The sequence below is a fragment of the Variovorax sp. MHTC-1 genome (genome assembly GCF_003984645.1).
GTDB lineage: Bacteria > Pseudomonadota > Gammaproteobacteria > Burkholderiales > Burkholderiaceae_C > Variovorax.
Window position 1 is genome coordinate 261,722 of record NZ_RWKI01000006.1, and the last position, 20,548, is coordinate 282,269.

General features: G+C 69.6%; 22 protein-coding genes. All 22 read right to left on the bottom strand.

Features of this window, described 5'->3' with window-relative positions:
• Positions 1 to 60 precede the first annotated feature (60 nt).
• Positions 61 to 1,035, bottom strand: coding sequence for a Bug family tripartite tricarboxylate transporter substrate binding protein (locus tag EJI01_RS13090; protein WP_126837576.1), 975 nt, complete (start codon positions 1,033 to 1,035; stop codon positions 61 to 63).
• Between the two features lie 31 nt (positions 1,036 to 1,066).
• A complete protein-coding gene (locus tag EJI01_RS13095) occupies positions 1,067 to 2,221 on the bottom strand; it encodes an acyl-CoA dehydrogenase family protein (RefSeq protein WP_126837577.1) in 1,155 nt (384 codons plus the stop codon).
• 10 nt (positions 2,222 to 2,231) lie between these two features.
• A complete protein-coding gene (locus tag EJI01_RS13100; RefSeq protein ID WP_126837578.1) occupies positions 2,232 to 3,410 on the bottom strand; it encodes a thiolase in 1,179 nt (392 codons plus the stop codon).
• The gene (locus EJI01_RS13105; protein ID WP_126837579.1) at positions 3,407 to 3,802 is read right to left on the bottom strand and encodes a Zn-ribbon domain-containing OB-fold protein; all 396 of its coding nucleotides are present in this window, start codon (positions 3,800 to 3,802) and stop codon (positions 3,407 to 3,409) included. Before EJI01_RS13105 ends, EJI01_RS13100 begins: the two co-directional genes overlap by 4 nt.
• An 8-nt stretch (positions 3,803 to 3,810) precedes the next feature.
• Positions 3,811 to 4,716: an SDR family NAD(P)-dependent oxidoreductase gene (locus EJI01_RS13110; RefSeq protein ID WP_126837698.1), complete on the bottom strand. Its 906-nt coding sequence runs from the start codon at positions 4,714 to 4,716 to the stop codon at positions 3,811 to 3,813.
• A gap of 14 nt (positions 4,717 to 4,730) precedes the next feature.
• The gene (locus EJI01_RS13115) at positions 4,731 to 5,531 is read right to left on the bottom strand and encodes an enoyl-CoA hydratase/isomerase family protein (protein ID WP_126837580.1); all 801 of its coding nucleotides are present in this window, start codon (positions 5,529 to 5,531) and stop codon (positions 4,731 to 4,733) included.
• A 256-nt stretch (positions 5,532 to 5,787) separates the two neighbouring features.
• Positions 5,788 to 7,542, bottom strand: coding sequence for a long-chain-fatty-acid--CoA ligase (locus EJI01_RS13120; RefSeq protein WP_260602436.1), 1,755 nt, complete (start codon positions 7,540 to 7,542; stop codon positions 5,788 to 5,790).
• Positions 7,539 to 8,696, bottom strand: a complete 1,158-nt coding sequence (locus EJI01_RS13125) for an acyl-CoA dehydrogenase family protein (RefSeq protein ID WP_126837700.1) — start codon at positions 8,694 to 8,696, stop codon at positions 7,539 to 7,541. Before EJI01_RS13125 ends, EJI01_RS13120 begins: the two co-directional genes overlap by 4 nt.
• Complete coding sequence (locus EJI01_RS13130) at positions 8,696 to 9,523, bottom strand: SDR family NAD(P)-dependent oxidoreductase (RefSeq protein WP_126837581.1); 828 nt, start codon at positions 9,521 to 9,523, stop codon at positions 8,696 to 8,698. Before EJI01_RS13130 ends, EJI01_RS13125 begins: the two co-directional genes overlap by 1 nt.
• A gap of 24 nt (positions 9,524 to 9,547) precedes the next feature.
• Positions 9,548 to 9,976 (bottom strand): MaoC family dehydratase, encoded by a 429-nt coding sequence (locus EJI01_RS13135; RefSeq protein ID WP_126837582.1) that lies wholly within the window; start codon positions 9,974 to 9,976, stop codon positions 9,548 to 9,550.
• Between the two features lie 312 nt (positions 9,977 to 10,288).
• The gene (locus EJI01_RS13140; protein WP_126837583.1) at positions 10,289 to 10,732 is read right to left on the bottom strand and encodes a MaoC family dehydratase N-terminal domain-containing protein; all 444 of its coding nucleotides are present in this window, start codon (positions 10,730 to 10,732) and stop codon (positions 10,289 to 10,291) included.
• Positions 10,733 to 10,737: 5 nt separating this feature from the next.
• Positions 10,738 to 11,922: a lipid-transfer protein gene (locus EJI01_RS13145; RefSeq protein WP_185878910.1), complete on the bottom strand. Its 1,185-nt coding sequence runs from the start codon at positions 11,920 to 11,922 to the stop codon at positions 10,738 to 10,740.
• Between the two features lie 96 nt (positions 11,923 to 12,018).
• Positions 12,019 to 12,456, bottom strand: a complete 438-nt coding sequence (locus EJI01_RS13150) for a PaaI family thioesterase (RefSeq protein WP_126837585.1) — start codon at positions 12,454 to 12,456, stop codon at positions 12,019 to 12,021.
• The gene (locus EJI01_RS13155) at positions 12,453 to 13,268 is read right to left on the bottom strand and encodes an SDR family oxidoreductase (RefSeq protein ID WP_126837586.1); all 816 of its coding nucleotides are present in this window, start codon (positions 13,266 to 13,268) and stop codon (positions 12,453 to 12,455) included. Before EJI01_RS13155 ends, EJI01_RS13150 begins: the two co-directional genes overlap by 4 nt.
• Positions 13,269 to 13,273: 5 nt before the next feature.
• Positions 13,274 to 14,260, bottom strand: a complete 987-nt coding sequence (locus EJI01_RS13160) for a tripartite tricarboxylate transporter substrate binding protein (protein WP_126837587.1) — start codon at positions 14,258 to 14,260, stop codon at positions 13,274 to 13,276.
• 27 nt (positions 14,261 to 14,287) lie between these two features.
• Positions 14,288 to 14,707, bottom strand: a complete 420-nt coding sequence (locus tag EJI01_RS13165) for a PaaI family thioesterase (protein ID WP_126837588.1) — start codon at positions 14,705 to 14,707, stop codon at positions 14,288 to 14,290.
• Entirely contained in the window at positions 14,704 to 16,206 is a 1,503-nt protein-coding gene (locus EJI01_RS13170) for a class I adenylate-forming enzyme family protein (protein WP_126837589.1), read from the bottom strand. Before EJI01_RS13170 ends, EJI01_RS13165 begins: the two co-directional genes overlap by 4 nt.
• A gap of 414 nt (positions 16,207 to 16,620) precedes the next feature.
• Positions 16,621 to 17,634: an AraC family transcriptional regulator gene (locus EJI01_RS13175; protein WP_126837590.1), complete on the bottom strand. Its 1,014-nt coding sequence runs from the start codon at positions 17,632 to 17,634 to the stop codon at positions 16,621 to 16,623.
• A 46-nt stretch (positions 17,635 to 17,680) separates the two neighbouring features.
• Positions 17,681 to 18,865, bottom strand: a complete 1,185-nt coding sequence (locus EJI01_RS13180) for a CaiB/BaiF CoA transferase family protein (RefSeq protein ID WP_126837591.1) — start codon at positions 18,863 to 18,865, stop codon at positions 17,681 to 17,683.
• A 132-nt stretch (positions 18,866 to 18,997) separates the two neighbouring features.
• Positions 18,998 to 19,477, bottom strand: a complete 480-nt coding sequence (locus EJI01_RS13185) for a VOC family protein (protein ID WP_126837592.1) — start codon at positions 19,475 to 19,477, stop codon at positions 18,998 to 19,000.
• Positions 19,478 to 19,623: 146 nt separating this feature from the next.
• On the bottom strand, positions 19,624 to 20,055 hold the full coding sequence (locus tag EJI01_RS13190; RefSeq protein ID WP_126837593.1) for a GFA family protein: 432 nt from the start codon (positions 20,053 to 20,055) through the stop codon (positions 19,624 to 19,626).
• Positions 20,056 to 20,082: 27 nt separating this feature from the next.
• Positions 20,083 to 20,547: an SRPBCC family protein gene (locus EJI01_RS13195; protein ID WP_126837594.1), complete on the bottom strand. Its 465-nt coding sequence runs from the start codon at positions 20,545 to 20,547 to the stop codon at positions 20,083 to 20,085.
• Between the last annotated feature and the right edge of the window lies 1 nt (position 20,548).

Genomic DNA, 20,548 nt, shown 5'->3' on the forward strand with positions numbered 1-20,548 from the left:
CGCAGTCGTGCGTTCTTCATGCGGGCGCATCGCGGGCGCCTCGGCGCCGCGCGCGCAGGCTCAGGGCGCGAGCCGGATGTTGGCGTCCTTGATGATCTTGGCGTAGATGGCGGCGTCGCCACGCACCATCTTCTGGAACTCCTCCGGCTTGCCGCCGCCCACCTGCAGGCCCAGCGCCTCGATCTTGGCCGTGACCTCCGGCAGGCGCAGGATGCGGTCGATCTCGTCCGACAGCTTCTGCACCACCGGCGCCGGCGTCGCCGCCGGCACGAACACGCCGAACCAGCCGTAAGGGTCGAAGGAGTGGTAGCCCAGCTCGGCGAAGGTGGGCACATCCGGCAGCCCGGGCATGCGCTGCGTGCCGGTCACCGCAAGCGGGCGCATCGACTTGAGATGCGGCCGCGCGCTGGCGCTGTCGATGAAGGCCGAGGCCAGCTGGCCGCCGACCAGGTTGGTCACCAGCGGTGCGGCGCCCTGGAAGGGCACGTGCACCAGGTCGATGCCGGCCTGCATGTTCAGCAACGCGCCCTGGATGTGCGAGGAGGTGCCGGCGCCGTAGCTGCCGAAGTTGTGCTTGCCGGGGCTGGCCTTCACCATCGCGATGAAGCTCTTCAGGTCCTTCGCGGGCGAGTCCAGCGGCACCGCCAGCATGCTCGGACTGCGCGCGATCATCGTGACGGGCGCGAAGTCCTTCAGCGGGTCGTAGGGCAGCTTCTCCATGAGCGACGGCTGCTGGATCAGCGCGGTGATGGCGATCAGCATGGTGTGGCCGTCGGCCGGCGCCTTGGCGACGAAGCTGTTGCCGATGGTGCCGCCGGCGCCGGGCCGGTTCTCCACCACCGCGGGCTGGTTCCATGCTTCCTGCAGCTTCTGTCCGATGGTGCGCGCCAGGGTATCGGTGGCGCCGCCGGCGGGGTAGGGCACGATCAGCTTGAGCTGCTGGCTCGGATAGGCCGTCTGCGCCAAGGCCGGCGCGGCCAGCAGCGCGGCCAGGCCGGCCGCAATGCAGAGTCTTCGCATCTTCGATGTCTTCATGGTCCTGTCTCCTCGGGTGGGTGGGAAAAACTCAGCGCATCGCTTCGCGCACCAGGTTGCGGGCGATGACGATCTGCTGGATCTGCGTCGTGCCTTCGTAGAGCCGGAACAGGCGCACGTCGCGGTAGAAGCGTTCGATGCCGTAGTCGGCGATGTAGCCGGCGCCGCCGAAGATCTGCACCGCGCGGTCCGCCACGCGGCCGCACATCTCGGAGGCGAAGAGCTTGCAGCAGGAGGCCTCGGTCGAGACGTTGCGGCCCTCGTCGCGCCGGCGCGCCGCATCGATCACCATGCTGCGCGCGGCGTAGATCTCGGCTTGGCTGTCGGCCAGCATCGCCTGCACCAGCTGGAACTCGGCGATGGGCTGGCCGAACTGCTTGCGCTCGATGGCGTAGTTCAGCGCGTCGCGCTGCATGCGCTCGGCCACGCCGACGCAGATGGCGGCGATGTGGATGCGGCCCTTCTCCAGCACCTTCATCGCGGTCTTGAAGCCCTGGCCCTCGCGGCCGCCGATCAGCTGTGCGGCAGGTACCTTGCAGTCTTCGAAGATGACGTCGGCCGTGTGGGCGCCGCGCTGGCCCATCTTGCGGTCCTTGACGCCGACGGTGATGCCCGGCGTGTTCGCCTCCACGATGAAGGCCGAGACGCCGCCGGCGCCCTTGTCTTCCGGATTCGTGCGCGCCATCAGCGTGAAGATGCCGGCATGCGGCGCGTTGGTGATGAAGCGCTTGGTGCCGTTGACGATGTAGTGGTCGCCCTCGCGGATGGCGGTGGTGCGCAGCGAGGCCGCGTCGGAGCCGGCGTCGGGCTCGGTCAGCGCGAAGGAGGCGATCAGCTCGCCGGTGGCAAGAAGCGGCAGGTACTTCTTCTTCTGCGCCTCGGTGCCGTCGATGAGGATGCCTTGCGAGCCGATGCCCACCGTGGTGCCGAAGAGCGAGCGGAAGCAGGGCGAGGTCTGGCCCATGGCCAGCATCACCATCACCTCCTCTTCCATGGTCACGCCGAGGCCGCCGTATTCCTCGGGCACGGTCAGGCCGAACAGGCCGAGCGCCTTCATCTCGCGCACGATGTCGTCGGGGATGTCGTCGGTCTCGGCCACCTGCGCTTCGGCCGGCACCAGCCGTTCGCGCACGAAGCGCTCGACGGCGTCGAGCAGGGCCTGCAGGGTTTGCGGGTCGCGGATCATGCTTGCTTCCTCAAAGTGCTTCGGCGGTGCCGAGAACGGCTGTCGCCTGGCTGGACAGCATGCCGCCATTGCCATGGGCGATGGCGGTGTGCGCGTTCTTCACCTGCCGCTCGCCGCATTCGCCGCGCAGCTGCCGAACGGCTTCGATCAACGCGAAGATGCCGTACATGCCGGGGTGCACGCACGAAAGCCCGCCGCCATTGGTGTTGACCGGCAGCCGGCCGCCGGGCGCGATGGCGCCGTCGGCGGCGAAGCGGCCGCCCTCCCCCTTCGGGCAGAAGCCCAGGTCTTCGAGGAACAGCAGCGTGTTGATGGTGAAGGCGTCGTAGAGCTGCACCACGTCGATGTCCCTGGGTGCGAGTCCCGCCATCGCGAAGGCCTCGCGGCCCGACTGGCTCGCGGCCGTGACGGTAAGGTCCGCCATCGAGGAGATCTGCCGGTTCCACACCGCGGTCGCATTGCCGAGTACGTAGACCGGCCTCTTCGGAAGATCCCGCGCGCGCTCGGCGCTCACCAGCACGCAGGCGCCGCCGCCGTCGGTGACCAGGCAGCAGTCGCGCACGGTGAGCGGGTCCGACACCATGCGCGCGCCCAGCACCTCCTCGCGCGTGAGCGGCTCGCGCATGAAGGCCTCGGGATTCAGCCGCGCCCACGCGCGCGCGGCCACGGCCACGTCGGCAAGCTGCTCGCGCGTGGTACCGAATTCATGCATGTGGCGCGAGGCGGCCAGTGCATAGGCCGACACCGGCAGCATCGGCTCGTAGGGATGCTCGTAGGGCTGCGGGTCGAGGAAGCGGCGCGCCGCCACGATCTCGCGCCGGCCGAAGGCGGCGCTGCGCTGCGCGCTGCCGTAGCAGACCAGCACCGCGCTGCACTGGCCGGCGCGGATCGCCTGCATCGCGGGCAGCAGGTGCGCGATGAAGCTGCTGCCGCCCAGCATCGTGCCGTCGATATAGCGCGGGTTGAGGCCGAGGTACTCGACCACCGGCAGGGTCCACATCGCGGCCGAGGCACTGGCGGTGCAGAGGCCATCGATATCGCGCATCGTCAAGCCGGCGTCGGCGACGGCCGCATGGGCCGAGCGCACCAGCAGTTCCATGTCGGTGAAGCCGGGCGTCTCGCCGCAGCCGAAGGTGGCGACGCCGGCGATCGCGGCGCTGCCGCGCAGCGCCTTCAATCCGGCGTTCATGAGTTGGCTCCTTCGATGGCATCGAACAGCACCAGGCCGCGGCCGTCCTTCACCTGCACCCGTGCCCTGACGCGCTGGCCGATGCGAACCGCATCTGGCACAAGGTTGTCCACGCGGCTCATGAGCCGCACGCCTTCGTCGAGCTCGATCAGGCTGACGTTGAGGTCGCCGCCATCCACGGGCCTGCGCCGCACGGTCGTCACGGCATGCACGGTGCCGAGGCCGCTGAAGCGCTTCCATTCCAGCGCGGTGCTGCCGCAGTGCGGGCAGCCTTCGCGCGGGTAGTACACGTGGCGGCCGCAACCGCCGCAGCACTGGAGGAGAAAGCGGCCGGCATCCAGTTCGCGCTGATGGAAGGCCTGCACGCCTTCGTGAATCGTCTGCGTCGTCATGCGCGTCCTCAGACCGGGTCCCAGCTGAACACGTCGGCCGAACGCTCCAGGTCGTGGAAGCTCGCCTTCAATGCAGGCAGCGCATGGCTGGCCACGGTCTGCGGGCTCCAGCCCTCGCTGCGGTGCACCGAGCGCACCGGCCGCGGCTGGCTCATGAGGAAGATCTCGTTGTTGCGCACGGCGAAGATCTGGCCGTTGACCTCTTTCGCCGCATCGCTGGCCAGGCAGACGGCGAGCGGCGCGATCTTGGCGGGCGTCATCTGCTTCAGGCGATCGACGCGCGCCTGCTCCTCGGGCGTCTCGGTCGGGATCGAGCCGATCATCCGGCTCCAGGCAAAGGGCGAGATGCAGTTGGAGCGCACATGGAACTTCTGCATGTCGAGCGCGATGGACTTCGACAGCGCCGCGATGCCGAGCTTGGCCGCGCTGTAGTTGGCCTGGCCGAAGTTGCCGACCAGTCCGGAGGTGGAGGTCATGTGCACGAAGCAGCCGCTTTCCTGCTCCTTGAAGTGCGTGGCCGCGGCGCGGCTCACGTAGAAGCTGCCGTACAGGTGCACCTTGATGACCGCATCCCACTCTTCCGCGCTCATCTTGTGGAAGAAACGGTCGCGCAGGATGCCGGCGTTGTTGACCACCACGTCGATGCGGCCGAAGGCCTCCACCGCCGTGCCGACGATGCGCGCCGCAGCGGCCGGCTCCGACACGCTGTCGGTGTTGGCTACGGCCTGCCCACCGAAGGCCTTGATCTCGTCGACCACGGCCTGCGCGGGACCTGCGTCCTGGCCCTCGCCGCCGACCGAGGCGCCGATGTCGTTGACCACGACCCGGGCGCCTTCGCGCGCCATCGCCAGCGCGATGTCGCGGCCGATGCCGCCGCCGGCGCCGGTGACGACGACGACCTTGTTCTCCACCATCCTGTTCATGCGTTTCACTCCTTGTCCGTGCGCGCCGGCCACTGGAAGGCCGGCGGTTCCTTGTCGAAAAACCGCTGCACCGCCTCGCGGTGCGGCGTGGTCTGGAAGCACAGCGCCTGGCCGTTGGCCTCGGCCTCGAAGGCGGCTTCCATGGCGCCCGCGTCGAGCGCGATGCGCTTGACCAGGCCCACGGCCAGCGGCGAGGCGCCGGCAAAGCTGTCCGCCAGGGCCAGGGCCCGCGGCAGCAGCGCGGCCTGCTCGTGCTGCTCCATGGCGATGCCGAGCGCCAGCGCCTCGCACGCGTCCACTTCCCTGGCCGAGAGGAACAGCTCGCGCGCGCGCTGCGCGCCGACGATGCGCGGCAGCGTGTAGGTAGCGCCGCAGTCCGGGACGAGCCCGATGCGCATGAAGACCATGCAGAAGCGGGCGCGCCGCGTGACCAGCACGAAGTCCGCCGCCAGCGCCAGGCTGAAGCCGGCGCCGTAGGCCGCGCCGTCCACCGCGGCGATGACGGGGCGGTCCAGCGACAGCAGCTCGCGGAAGATCGCGTGCGTGCCCTGCATGCGCGCACGCAGGCCGTCGCTTTCCAGCGTGCCGGCGGCGGCGATGCCGCGCAGGTCGCCGCCCGCGCAGAAGGCGCCGTTGGCGCCGGTGATCACCACGGCACGGATGCCGCTGTCGGCCCTGACCTGCGCGATCGCGGCGGCCAGGCCCTCCTTCAGCTCGGGGGTGAGCGAGTTGCGGGTGGCGGGGTTGTCGAGGGTCACGACGGCCGTGGTGCCGCGGCGTTCGAAGCGAACGGGGTTGTCGGTCATAGGGCAAGTTCCGTGCTGGTGACTTTCTCCCTCTCCCTCCGGGAGAGGGTTGGGGTGAGGGCACTGGGCCTTTGATTTCGTACGTTGCGCTTGATCTGGAGGCTGGAGCCGGGAACTCGCCCGCCGGGGCGAACTCCCGGCTCCGGCCTCAGCAAAGAACAGCAACGATCCAAAGGCCCAGTGCCCCCACCCCCACCCTCCCCCAGAGAGGGAGGGAGTAAGACCGCATCCATCGACAAGGTCGAAGCCGGATGTCTCATTCGGATTCCTTGTCCGCCCCGGCGCGGTGCTGCTCCTGCAGCTCGCGCCAGAGAATCTTGCCGGTGCCCGACTTGGGCAACTCGTCCATGAATTCCACGACACGGGGCGCCTTGTAGACCGCCATGCGGCCGCGTGCCCAATCGACGATGTCCTGCTCGGTCACGTCGCCGCGGAAGCCGGGCTTGAGCGAGACGATCGCCTTCACCGCCTCACCCTGCCTGGCGTCGGGCACGCCGATGATGCAGGCCTCGTGGATCGCGGGGTGCTCGTACATCATGTTCTCCACCTCGGCCGGCCAGACCTTGTAGCCCGAGCTGTTGATCATCCGCTTGAGGCGGTCGCGCATGAAGAAGTAGCCTTCCTCGTCGACGTACGCCAGGTCGCCGGTACGGAAGAAGCGCTTGCCCTCCAGCTCGAAGAAGGCTTCGCGGTCGGCCTGCGGGTTGCGCCAGTAGCCGATGGTGTTCTGCGGCGCATGGGTGACCAGCTCGCCGACCGCGCCCTGCGGCAGTTCCTTCAGCGTCTCGGGGTCCACGATGCGGGTGTCGACGCCCTGCGCCGGGATGCCGAGGCATTGACGCTTGCCGCGCGCGAGCGGGTTGGCCTGCAGGAAGGAGGCCGTCTCCGTCAGGCCGTAGCCCTCGTTGTAGGTGATGCCGTAGCGCTGCTGCATCATCGCTGCCACCGCTTCCGGCATCGCCGCAGCGCCGCCCGAGAGCAGGGTCAGGCTGGAGATGTCGCGCTGCGCTGCCTCGGGATGCGAGAAGAAGTCCAGGATCATCGCCGGCGGGGCGGTCCACGCGCTGACGCGATGGCGCTCGATCAGCCGCGCGGCCAGGGCCGGATTCCAGCGCGGGAGCATCACCGACGTGCCGCCCAGGAAGATCGGCATGTTCATGCCGTTCTGCAGGCCGAGCATGTGGAACAGCGGTGCGACCGCGAGCATCACGGTCTCGCAATGCAGGCCCTTCCAGACATGCGAGGCGGCCAGGGACGCGATCACCGTCTGGTGGGTGTGCATGCAGCCCTTGGGGTGGCCGGTGGTGCCCGAGGTGTAGGGCAGGATGGCGAGGTCCGAGGGGCGGATGCCGGAGTCGGCGCCATCGCCGGCGGCCGGCACGCTGGCCCATCCTGCGCAATCGGGCCGGGAGATCGGGCGCAGCGGCTCGAGCACCCAATCCGGAATGTCGTCGGCGCTGTCCCCCACGGCCTCCGCATAGGCGTGCACGACGATCCGGTCGAACAAGCCCGGCTCGAAGTGATCGAGCAGCTCCTGCGCCACGAACGCGATGCGCGCGCCGCTGTCCTCGGCGTAGTAGCGCACCTCCAGGGCCTTGCTCATGGGATTGACCGGCACCACGACGCCGCCCGCGCGCAGGATCGCGTAGCAGGCGACGACGAACTGCGGGCAGTTCTGGCTGGCCACCAGCACGCGGTCGCCGCGCTGCAGCTGGAGCGAGTCGCGCAGCCAGGCTGCCATCGCAGCCACGCGCTGCTGGAGCTCGGCATAGCGGATGACGCTGCCGCAGTAGACGATCGCAGCCTTCCGCGGATAGCGCCGCGCGGCGAGCTCGAGGCACTCCGGCAGCGTCGCCTGCGGCACGACCAGCTCGCGCGCGACGCCCTTTGGCCAGAAGCGGAAATGCGCACGCTCGGAAACAGTTCCCCCACGCTCCCCCACTGCGTGTGGGTCGCTGCCCCCCAAGGGGGCCTTCGCGCCTTCGGGCGGCCGTGCGGCGCTCACCATCATTGCTTCTCCATGGCGCGGGCGATGATTTCCTTCATCACCTCGTTGGCGCCGCCGTAGATGCGGCCGACGCGCACATCGGCATAGAGCCGCGCGATCGGATACTCGTTCATGAAGCCGTAGCCGCCGTGCAGCTGCAGGCACTCGTCGACGATGCGGCAGCAGGCGTCGGTGGTCCACCACTTGGCCATGGCCGCGGTCGGTACGTCGAGCTCGTTGCGCATCAGGCGCGCGATGCAGTCGTCGACGAAGGCGCGCGCGACTTGCGCCTGCGTTTCGCACTCGGCGAGCTTGAAGCGGGTGTTCTGCATCTTCAGCAAGGGCTCGCCGAACACCTGGCGGTCGCGCACGTACTCGAGCGTGTCGCCGATCGCGCGCTGCATGGTCGCCACCGCGCCGACGGCAATCAGCATGCGCTCGCGCGGCAGCTGCGCCATGAGCTGCGGGAAGCCGCAGCCCTCCTCGGCGCCCAGCAGGTTCTCGGCCGGCACGCGCACGTCGTCGAAGAAGAGCTCGGTGGTGTCCAGCGTCTTCTGGCCCATTTTGTCCAGGAGCGGCCCGCGGCGAAAGCCGGCCGTGCCTTCGGTTTCCACCATCAGCAGCGAGATCCCCTTGGCGCCGCCCGCGGCGGCATCCGTCTTCGCCGCGACGCACACCAGGCCGGCGTGCATGCCGTTGGTGATGAAGGTCTTGCTGCCGCTGATGCGCCAATCGCCGCCATCGCGCCGCGCCTGCGTCTTGATGCGCTGCAGGTCGGTGCCGGCGCCGGGCTCGGTCATCGCGATGGCCGCCACCAGCTCGCCGCTGGCCATCCGGGGCAGCCAGCGGCGCTTCTGTTCCTCGGTGCCGTAGGCCAGCAGGTAGTGGGCGACGATGCCGCTGTGCACGTTGTTGCTGAAGCCCTGCGCCATGGCGCGCATCTGCTCCTCGCAGATCACCGCCTCGTGCAGGAAGCTGCCGCCGCCGCCGCCGTATTCCTCGGGGATGCTGGCGCACAGCAGGCCGGCTGCTCCGGCCTGGGTCCAGATGCTGCGGTCGGCATGGTGTTGCGCGCGCCAGCGTGCTTCGTTGGGGACGCACTCGCGTTCGAAGAAGCGGCGCGCGCTGTCGCGCAGCATCTCCAGTTCGTCCGTCATCCACGGCCGGCTGGGGTTCATCACGGCCGCCCGCCTCCGCAGACCAGCACCTGGCCGCTCACGTAGTTGGATTCCGGAATGCAGAACATGTAGACCGCGCCGGCCGCTTCCTGCGGCGTGCCGCCGCGGCCGAGCGGGATCAGGGCTTCGGCGTTCTTCAGGATCTGCGGGTTGACGCCGACCTTGATCTGCCGGCCTTCGATGTCGATGCTGGCGCCGGCGCTGGCATCGGCCTCGGTCAGGCGGGTCTTGATCAGGCCGAAGGCGACGCTGTTGACGGTGACCTTGTAGCGGCCCCATTCCTTGGCCATGGCCTTGGTCAGGCCGTTGATGCCGGCCTTGGCCGCTGCGTAGTTGGCCTGGCCCGCGTTGCCGTACACGCCGGAAGTGGACGAGATATTGACCACCTTGCGGAACACCTCGCGGCCTTCGTCGGCCTCGCGCTTGGCGGCATCGCGGATGAAGTTGGAGGCGGCGCGCAGGATGCGGAAGGGCGCGGTCAGGTGCACCGCGAGCATGGCTTCCCATTGCTCGTCGGTCATCTTCTGCACCACGTTGTCCCAGGTGTAGCCGGCGTTGTTGACGATGATGTCCAGGCCGCCGTAGCTGTCGACGGCGGTGCGCACGAAGCGATCGGCGAAGCCGCTGTCGGTCACGCTGCCGGCGCAGGCGATGGCGCGGCCGCCGGCGGCCACGATGTCGGCGACGGTTTGCGCGGCCGGTTCGGCGTCGAGGTCGTTGATGACGACGCTGGCCCCTTCGCTCGCCAGCTTGAGCGCGATCTCGCGCCCGATGCCGCGGCCGGAGCCGGAGACGATGGCAACCTTGCCTTCGAGTTTGCGGTTCATGTGTTGTCTCTCCTTCTTCCTGGGTCAGGACCAGGCGACCAGCGCCTCGCCGCTCAGCTTGGTGATGCCGTCCTGGTTGGCCGTCGCGATGTGCAGCCGCACGCAGCGCCGGCCCTCGTGTTCGAACTTCTCGTGGACCCGGCCGGTGCAGGTGATGCGCTCGCCCACGTGGGTGATCGCGGCGAAGCGCACATCGAGCGAGCGGATGGCCGACTGCGGCACCCAGTCGGTCAGCAGCCGCGCGAGCCAGGCGGCCGACAGCATGCCGTGCGCGAACACGTCCGGCATGCCTGCGGACTGGGCGAAGTCGGTGTCGACGTGAATCGGGTTGTGGTCGCCGGAGGCGCCGCAGTACAGCGCGAGCGTGAGGCGGCTGATCGGCGGCAGTTCCAGCGGAGGGAGCGTGTCGCCGGGCTGCAGCGTGTTCCAGTCCGGGAGGGTGGTGGTGGTCATTGGGTTGGCCTCTCGCCTTGACGGTTGGGGCGAGCCGAGGGCACCGGGTGCCCGATTCCGCTCATGTCCCCCGGAGCGGGCTGCGCCCGCTCCTCCTCCTTTACTTCGCTCCATCGGGCACCCGCCGCCCTCGGCTTGGACGCGCCGCGCGTTCTCAGCCGTCGAACACCCGCGACGCTCGAAGGATCGGGCCGGTGGGGCGTGCTGCGCAGTGAGGTAAAGGAGGAGGCGGCCGCAGGCCGACGGGGGACACGAACGGAGCAGCATGCCCCGGCGGCCTGATCCCGCCGCGACAACAACGCAGTTCCGAATTCATCCATTGCGCACCACCGTCACGCAATGCAGCTCGGCCACCAGTTCGTCGCGCTGATTGCTCACACGCGTCTTGCGCACCACGAACTCCAGCGCCCCGCCCTTCTTGTCGTAGATGTCATCGATGCGCTGCTGGAAGCGCAGCGTGTCGCCCGCATAGGCCATCGCGTGGTAGCTGAAGCCCTGCTCGCCGTGCAGCAGGCTGCGGTAGTCCATCCCCAGCAGGTCGCGAATCGCGGCCGGGTTGGGCGATTCCATCTCCAGGCAGAAAAGGAAGGTGGGCGGCACCGGCAGGCCCGGATGCCCGGCGTCGCGTGCAGCAGCTTCATCGATGTAGACCGGGTCGGTCTGGCCGGTAGCCTTGGCGAAGAAGCGCAAGCGCCCCTTCTCCACCTCCACCTGAAAAGGCGGCAGCGTGTGGCCGATGTGGCGGCGATCGATCATTGTTTTCAGCTGCGCTGGTAGAGCGTGACGACGCAAGCGCCGCCCAGTCCCAGGTTGTGCTGCAGCGCGAGGCGCGCGCCTTCCACCTGGCGCTGCTCGGCCCGGCCGCGCAGCTGCCACACCAGCTCCGCGCATTGCGCAAGGCCGGTGGCGCCGAGCGGATGGCCCTTGGACAGCAGGCCGCCGGACGGGTTGGTCACCACGCGGCCGCCGTAGGTGTTCTCGCCCTCGACGATGAAGCGCTCCGCCGTGCCCTCGGGCGTGAGTCCCAGCGCCTCGTAGGTGATCAGCTCGTTGGCGGTGAAGCAGTCGTGCAGCTCCACCACGTCCAGCTCCTCCGGCCCGATGCCGGCGTCTTCGTACACCTGCCTGGCCGCCGCGGCCGTCATGTCGTAGCCCACCAGCTTGCGCATGTCCTGGCTCTCGAAGGTGGATGGCGTGTCGGTGGTCATCGCCTGCGCCGCGATCACGACGCGCATGTCCAGGCCGTGCTTCTTCGCGAACTCGCCCGAGCAGACGATCGCCGCGGCCGCGCCGCAGGTGGGCGGGCAGCACTGGAAGCGGGTGAGCGGGTCGAAGACCAGCGGCGAGGCCATCACCTCGTCCAGCGTCAGCGTCTGGCGGAACACCGCCAGCGGATTGCGCGCCGCATGCTGGCGCGCCTTCACCGAGATGCGGCCGAAGGTGTCGCGGCGGATGCCATGCTGCGCCATGTAGTCGCGGCCGGCGCCGCCGAAGAATTGCGCCGCGCGCGGCGCTTCGGGGATGAAGCCCTGCTTCTGCGTCATCACCTCGGCGAAGCGCGCCATCGGCGAAGGACGGTCGTCGTACGCACCCTTGAGCGCGCCGGGCTGCATCTGCTCGAAGCCGAGCGCGATCGCGCATTCGACCGCGCCGCTCTCGACCGCCTGGCGCGCGAGGAACAGCGCGCTCGAGCCGGTCGAGCAGTTGTTGTTGAGATTGAAGACCGGGATGCCCGTGAGGCCGACGCCGTAGATGGCCGCCTGGCCGGCGGTGGAATCGCCGTAGACATAGCCGACGTAGGCCTGCTGCACGAGGGCGTAGGCTACGCCCGCATCGTCGAGCGCCAGCTTCGCGGCGCGCGCGCCCATCACGGTGTAGGGGTCGCTGGCACCGGGCTTGGTGAAGGGGATCATGCCCACGCCGACCACGTGGACGGGGCGCTGCATACGTGTCATGGAAGCTCCTGAGTGGATGGGAGAAGTCTCGGCCGCCGCAGCCGTTTCAACAATCGCGGATCGGGCCAAAACGATTGGCCGAAACGCTCATGCCGCGTCGCGGTAGCGGAAGGTGCCCATGGCGCGCGCCGCCACCTCGCCGCTCGCATCGGTGACGGTGGCTTCGCAGAAGCACACCGAGCGGCCGCCGCCGGTGGCGCGTCCCTCCGCCTGCAGCCGCCCGCTTGTGGGCCGCATAAAGGCGATGTGCATGTCGACGGTGACGACCTCGCGCGCATAGGCGATGCGCGAGAGCGCGGCATGCGCCATCGCGCTGTCGAGCAGGGTCATCAGCACGCCGCCGTGGCCGCTGGCGTGGTTGTTCAGCAGTTCGGGACGCAGTTCCACCGACACCACGGCTTCGCCGCCGTCGGCGCGTTCGACCCGCAGGCCGAGGTGCTCGGAGAAGGGGACGTAGCGCTGCGGGCCGCTGCGCGGCTTGCCACCCTCCTCCTGCGGCGGGGCGCTTGCCAGGTGCAGGCTCATGCCTTCTCCCGCTTCGAGGCGGCGGCCGCCGCAGTGAAGTCGCGCGGGCCGGTCAGCGCGAGCCCGCCATCCACCGGAATGACCGCGCCGGTGATGTAGGAGCCCCAGTCGCTTGCCAGCAGCATGGCCATCCGGCTGATGTCCTCGATGCGGCCCAGGCGCTTCAGCGGCACGCGCTGCGCCATCGCGGCCATCGTCTCGTCGGTGGGCGCGAGGCGCTTCAGGCCCTCGGTGTCGGCGATCGGCCCCGGCACGATGGAGTTGATGCGGATGCCCTGCGGACCCCACTCCAGCGCCAGCACCTGCGTCAGCATGTCCACGCCCGCCTTGGCCGCGCACACGTGGGCCTGGAAGGGCGTGGGAATGAAGGCCTGCCCGGCGGAGATCTGGATCACGCAGGCGCCGGGCTGGCGCAGGTGCCGGTGCGCCAGCCGGGCGACGTTGAAGCTGCCCAGCAGGTCGATGTCGACCACCGTCTTGAAGGCGTTGGGCGACATGTCGAGCGCGCTGGCGAGGAAGTTGCCGGCAGCGCCCGAGACCAGCACGTCGATGGGGCCGAAGCGCTCCGCGGCCTGCGCGAAGGCGCGTTCCAGCGCCTCGGGCTGGCGCACGTCCGCCGGGATGCCGAGCGCCTGCGTGCCGAGGGCCTCCAACTGCTGCGCCGCCGTCGCCACCTTGTCTGCCGAGCGGCTCGCCACCGTGATGCGCGCGCCGGCGCGCGCAAAAGCCTGCGCGATGCCGAAGTTGATGCCGCTGGAGCCGCCGGCCACGAACACGTGGCGGCCCTGGAAGTCGAAGGCGGAAAAGTCCATGGCGCTCACTCCGGCTTGAAGCCGAGCTCGGCCAGCATCTTGGTGTCGCGCTCGAACTGGGCCTTGGCGTAGGCGGCGTAGACCTCGGCGTCCATCCACTTGGGTTGCATGTCGAACTGCTCCAGCTGGCTCAGGTACACCGGATCGGCCGAGGCCTTGCGGAAGGCGGCGGCCAGCCGCGCGGCGATCTTCGGATCGAGGTTCTTCGGCGCCGCCAGTCCGACCGGCGAGTCGATGACGAGGTCGTGGCCGAGCTCCTTCACCGTCGGCACGCCGGGATAGCGCACCAGCCGCTCGGCGGTGAAGGTGGCGAGAAGCCGCACCTTGCCGCCCTGCACCTGCGCACCGAAGCCGGGGTCGCCGTAGACGTCGAGGTGGCGGCCGATCACGGCGTTGAAGGCTTCGCCGCCGCCCTTGAAGGGCACCATGTTGAATGTGGTGCCGTTCATGCGCGCGAGCCGCTCGCCGTAGATGCGGTTGATGCTGGTGGCGCCCACCGTGCCCCAGCTGATCGCGCCGGGGCGCTTCTTCGCATCGGCGAGCAACTCGTCCAGCGTCTTCCAAGGCGCATCGTTGGCCACGACGACGCCGGTGACCATGCCGAACAGGCCGGCGATGTAGCTGAAGTCGCGCAGCGGATGCCAGTTGATCTTGTGCAGCAGCGGCGCGCGGATCACGGAGTTGTGGATCACGGCCAGCGTGTGGCCGTCGGATTCATTCATCACCGCCACCGAGCCCGGGCCGTTGATGCCGCCCGCGCCCGGCCGGTGCATCAGCACGATCGGCTGGCCGAGCTCGCGCGAGGCCGCCTCGGCCAACGGGCGGAAGATCGGATCGAAGGAGCCGCCGGGCGGGAAAGGCATCACCAGCGTGATCGGCTTGCTGGGGAAGGGTTCGGCGGCAAAGGCCGGACCGGCAGCGGCCGCGGCGCCGAGCGCAAACAAGGCGCCGAGCGCCGAGCGCCGGTGCAGGGAGCGGTTGAGCATGTTCATGGTGTCTCCTGGTTTTGGGTTGGCGATTCAAGAAGCCTGCGGCAGCGGCAGGTATCGGAAGGAGCCCTGGGCCTGCGCGACGATGCGCCCGCCGGCATCGGTGACGGCGGCGCGGCACCAGGCGACGCTGGCGTCGTGCTGCACGACTTCGCCGTCGGCGGTGAGCCGGCCGCGGCCCGGCCCGAGAAAGCTGGTGTTGAGATTGAGCGTGACCGCCGTGCGGGCGAAGTCGAACACCGACACCGCGGCGCTGGCCATGACCACGTCGAGCAGCGTGACCAGCACCCCGCCGTGCACCGCGCCGACGACGTTGCCGAGCTCCGCCCGCTCGTCGATGACGACGCGCGCGCGGCCGGCTTCGGCGAACTCGCGCTGCGCATCCAGCAGCCGCATGAAGGGCACGCGGCCGAACAGGTTACGCCGGTCCCCGCCCCCGACCGGCTTCATGTGCGCAGCTGCTCGCGCAGCACGTTCTTCAGCACCTTGCCGGCGGCCGACATCGGAAGCTCGCGCAGGAAGCTGATGCCGCGCGGACACTTGTAGCCGGCGAGGCGCTCGCGGCACCAGGCGCGCAGTTCATCTGCGGTGGCAGCAGCCCCGTCGGCCATCACCACCACTGCATGCACCGCCTCGCCCCAGCGCGTGTCCGGCACGCCGATGACCGCCGCCTGCGCGACCTGCGGATGGCTGCGCAGCGCGGCTTCCACCTCGGCGCAGTACACGTTCTCGCCGCCGCTGATGATCATGTCCTTCAATCGGTCGACGATGAAGAGATGGCCGTCGCTCAGCATGCGGCCTGCATCGCCGGTGTGCAGCCAACCGTCGCGCAGCGCAGAGGCTGTCGCCTCGGGGTTGCGCCAGTAGCCCTGCATGACCATCGGACCGCGCGCCAGCACCTCGCCCACTTCGCCGCGCGGCAGCTCGTGTCCGCTCTCGTCCGCGATGATGATTTCGGCGCCCAGGCCGGCGCGGCCGACGGAGTTCAGCAATCCGAGCGCGCGCGCCTCGGGCCGGTGGTTCGCCGGCAGGTTGATGCACACGGCACCCGCGGTCTCGGTGAGGCCATAGGCCTGGAAGAACTCGGCATCCGGCCAGGCGGCCAGGGCGCGATCCAGCAGGTCCGGCGGCATCGGTGCCGCGCCGAAGGCGATGCGCGCAATGCTCTGCACACGCTCGGGCGCGAAGGCGGGATCGTCGAGCAGCGACTGCAGCATGCTCGGCACGACGATGATGTCGCCGATGCGGTACTCCGCGATCGCCTCGATCACCGCAGCGGGGCGGAACTGCGCCATCGTCACGCAGTGGCCGCCGGCGATCAGCTGGCCCACCAGGCGGCCGAGGCCGGCGACGTGGAACAGCGGCGCCACCAGCAGCGAGACCGAGTCGGGCGCGTTGTTCAACTCGGCGGCCCGGGTCATCGATGCGCTCCAGAAGTTCGCGTGGCTCAGCATCACGCCCTTGGACCGGCCGGTCGTCCCGCCGGTATAGAGGATGGCGGCGAGCGCGTCGCCGCCGGTGCGGGTGTCGGCCAGCGGCTCCAGCCTGGCGCCCTCTTCTTCCAGAGCGCTCAGGCGCACCAGGGCGGGCCCGCTGCCGGGCGCGAGCGCTGCCAGCGCTTCGTCGACGAGCAGCAGCGCGGCTTCGCTGTCTTGCAACGCGTGCGCCAGCTCGGGTGTGCTCCAGCGGATGTTCAACGGGCAGGCGACGGCGCCCAGCCACCAGCAGGCGAGGATGGCGCGCACCAGCGCATCGCTGTTGGGCGCGAGCAAGGCCACGCGGTCGCCGCGCCCGATGCCGCGCCTCGCCAGCGCGGCCGCATGCAGGGCCACGCCCTTCATCAACTGCGCATGCGTATGGCGGCGCGTGCCGGTCGCAGCGACATGAGTGAGCGCGGTCTTGTCGGGGCAGCGCTGGAGCGCGCGATGCAGGCCTTGGGTGAGATACACGGTGGAGCCGCCGGCTGGTTGTCGAAGATGCGGCAAAGCTTAGGACGGGCCGTGGCCCGCACCCATGGCGGGAAGCGCCAAAGGGCTTGGCGAAAGCGCTCATGTCTTGGCCATGTTCTCGAGACACTCGGGGCGGGACGAGGGCGCCGGGTGCCCGAGTCCGCTCATGTCCCCCGGAGCGGCCTGCGTCCGCTCCTCCTCCTTTACTTCGCTCCATCGGGCACCCACCACCCTCGTCCTGACGCGCCGTGCGTTCTCTGTCCGCGAACCCGCGGCGCTAGAAGGATCAGGCCGGCGGGGCGCGCTGCGGAGCGAAGCAAAGGAGGAGGCGCCGGCCGAAGGCCGGCGCCGGAGGACATGAGCGGAGCAGCGCGCCCTGCCGGCCTGATCCCGCCCCAGCGCCCAAGCAGGCCGTCAAGCCAACGGCCCGTGCGACAGCCGGTACTCGCCCGGCGCCACCCCGGTCCACTGCTTGAAGGCGCGATGGAAGGTGCTGGCTTCCGAGAAGCCCACGCGGTTGGCAATATCCAGCAAGGGCAGCGGTGTGTGCAGCAGGTATTCGATGGCGGCATCGCGCCGCAGCTCGTCCTTGATCTGCTGGAAGCCGCGGCCCTCCTCGCGCAGCCGGCGGCGCAGCGTCTGCGGCGTCACGGCGAGCGCCTCGCCTACCTGCTCCAGCGACGGCAGGTCGTCGCCGAGGCGCTTGCGCAGCAGCCGGCGAATCCGCTCGGTGAGGCTGCTGGTGTCGCGGTACTTCACGATCAGGTTGGCGGGCGAGCCGGCGAGGAATTCGCGCAGGCTTTGCGGCGACTGCACGACCGGCAGCGCCAGCCAGCGCGCATCGAACCACAGGCCGACGTGGGGCTGGCCGTAGCGGATCGGCACCTGGTAGACGCGCGATGTGTCGGTGCTCGTCTGCTCCGCCGTGTAGTCCACTTCCAGCACCGGGATGCGGCGCGCGACCAGCCAGGAGAAGGCGTTGAAGGCGAGCAGCATGAAAGCCTTCACCGCATAGTCCAGCCGCGCATCGGAGGCGCGCCGCAGCACGAACTGCACATGCGCGCTGCCTTCGCGGACCGTGAGGCGCGGCACGAAGTCATGCAGGAGCAGGTGATACATGGCGAAGCCGTCGCGCATGGCTTCGCCCAGCGTGGCGCAGCGCACCAGCTGACGCATGCACTGGCCGAAGCTTCCGGGCGGCAGCGGGCGGCTCAGCAGGCCCCAGATCTCGTCGCGCAGTTCGCGCCGCAGGGCGCGGATCAGCAGCGCGTACTGGCGCTGCGAGATGCGCGCCAGCGGCGACTCCAGCAGCGAGGGCGCGATGCCCGCCCGTGCCAGCATGGGTGCGGTGTCGAGCCCGCGATGGCGCGCGCCCATCAGGATGCTGTGCACCTGCTGGATGGCAACGGTGTGGTGGGAGAGCGTCATCGATGGCGGCCGCCGCGGCTCGGCCGATGATTGTAGGCAGCGCAACTCAGTCGACGACGCCCGCTGCCCTCAGGGCGGCCACGGCCGGCGCGTCGAGCCCGGCCTGGCGCAGGATCTCCTCGGTGTGCTCACCGGCGCGCGGGGCCGGCCGCGGGGCGGAAGGCTCGAAGCCGGTCATCTTGATGGGGCAGCCGAGCTGCGGCGGCGCCGCATCGTCGGCTGCCACGCGCATGCGGCGCGCGCGAAAGTGCGGATGCGCGAGCGTCTCGTCGATGCGCAGCACCGGCGTCACGCAGCCGACGCCATCGTGGAACAGGCTGCGCCAGTGCGCGAGCGGCCGCGCGCCGAAGATGGCGGCCAGCTCCGTACGCAGGCGCTCCTCGGTCGCGGGGTCGCCACTGCGGTGCAGCGGCGCGAGGTCTGGGCGCTCCAGCGTGCGGCACAGCTCGTGCCAGAACTTCGCCTCCAACGCCCCGACAGCGAGCTGCCGGCCGTCGGCGGTTCGATAGAAGCCGTAGCAGGCGAGCGCGCCTGTCAACGCGCTGTGGCCGGTCCGCGGCGCCTGGCCGTGCTGGTGCAGGCCGGCCAGCGGCAGCACCGCATGGGCGAGCACACCGTCGGCCATGGCGATGTCCACATGCCGCCCGCGGCCGCTGCGTGCGGCATCGAACAGCGCGGCCAGGATGCCTGCCACCGCCGTCATGGTGCCTCCCAGCAGATCGGCCACGGGCAGGTTCGACAAGGCCGGGCCCGCGGCGTTGCCGATCTGGTCGGCCACGCCGGCGAGCGCCGCGTAGTTCAGGTCGTGCCCCGGCATGTCGCGCAGCGGCCCGGTCTGGCCGAAGCCGCTGATGCTGCAGTAGACGATGCGCGGGTTGACCGCCGCCACCGCCTCGTAGCCCACACCCAGCCGCTGCATCACGCCGGGCCGGAAGCCTTCCACCAGCACGTCGGCCTGGCGGCACAGGCGCATCAACGTGGCTACGCCATCGGCGTGCTTGAGGTCGATGCGGATCGCACGCTTGTTGCGGTTGACGAGCGCGCGCACGGCGGGGCTCGCGTAGTCGCCGGCACCGGTGTCCTCGATCTTGACGACGTCGGCGCCGAGGTCGGCGAGGTGCATCGTGCCGAGCGGCCCAGGCAGCAGCCGGGTCAGGTCGAGCACGCGCACGCCTGCCAGCGGTGCGCCGGCGGACGCGCTCGCCTGGGATTCAGGAGGGGAAGAGCTCATGAGGCCTGCAATCTAGGCGGCGTGCGCCGCCGCGGCAATGGCGGCAGCGGTCCCGTCGATTGGCAGAAAGCGTCACGCCCGGCGTTTGCGCCGAAGCGGGAGCCGGGCCCTCATGTCCGGCATCGGGATGCGTCAGCCGCGCCGAGCCGCTTCGATCGCAGCGATGTCGATCTTTTTCATATCCATCATCGCGTCGAACGCGCGCTTGGCCGCCGCTGGATCAGGATCGACGATCGCGGCCGTCAGGGCGCGTGGCGTGATCTGCCACGACAGTCCCCACTTGTCCTTGCACCACCCGCATGCGCTTTCCTGGCCGCCGTTTCCGACAATCGCGTTCCACAAGCGGTCCGTTTCGGCCTGGTCGTCGGTCGCAACCTGGAATGAGAAAGCCTCGTTGTGCTTGAACGCCGGGCCGCCGTTCAATCCGAGACAAGGGATGCCCATCACCGTGAACTCGACCGTCAAGACATCGCTCTGCTTGCCCGCTGGGTAGTCGCCAGGCGCGCGAAAAACAGCGCCCACCGCGCTGTCCGGGAACGTCTCGGCGTAGAACTTCGCGGCGTCCAACGCGGTGCCGTCGTACCAGAGACAAATCGTGTTCTTGCTGACCATCTTGGTTCTCCTAAGTTGGGATGGATACGTGCACTCGAGCCGCGCAGGCAGCCGGACTGCTTCGGCAATTGCGTACCACGGGGTAGCGCGCATGCGCGATCGTCCGCCACGGCGCCGATCGAGTGGAACCGTATCCGCGAAGGAGGTCAAGCGGTGGCGGAGTCGCCGGACGGCATCCGCTCGAATGCCTGCAACGAAGGATCGATGGGGTCCCACGCCAACCCGCGGACGCTGTAGGTGAGGGCCTGCGGCACGAAGCGGTCCGGCTCGTCCAGGCTGCCCGCGTGGACCGCGATCAGGTCCGGCGTCGCGACGAAGCTCAGGTAGACCGGCGTTCCGCAGACCGGGCAGAAGGCGTGGACCTTCACGTTGCCGTTGTCGGCCGCGACCCGCCAGTGCGTCGCCTCGCCGGTGATCGTCATCTCGGCGCGCGCGGGAAAGGTCAGGTAGGAGCCGTGCCCGGTGCCGCTGCGTTGCCGGCAGTCGCGGCACTGGCAGTGGTTCTGGAAGACGGGCGCGTGCTTCGTCGCGTAGCGGATCGCGCCGCACGCGCATCCGCCGGTGTAGGGCTGGGTCATGAACAACTCCCGATTCAGGCCGACGTATCAGGCCACTTTGGGCTTGGCGAACACATCGATGCCCTGCCCCGTTTCCAGCAGGGACTTCAGGCTGGAAAGAACCGCCGGCCAGCCCTGCTGGATGCCCTTGGCCATTCCGCTGCCGGCCTCGAGTTCGTCGTGGGTGACTGTCAGCCGCACCATCTCCTCGTACGGCACGACGTCGAAGCTCACGCGGCTGTAGCTGGCCGGATCGGCGGCCTGCGAGGCGTTCGCCCACGTGATGACCAGGCGCGTCGGCGGCGCGACCTCGACGACCTTGCCGACCAGCTCGACCGTGCGCTGCTCGTTGGCGCGCACGTGCTCCCAGGTCGACCCGGGCTTCCAGTCGGAGACGTTCTCGTGGCCCCAGTAGCGCCGCGCGATCTCCGGTTTCGTGATGGCCTCGAACACCTTTTCCGGCGTCGAGCGGATGTAGGTCACATAGACGAAGCTGGTCTTCTCTTTGCTCATC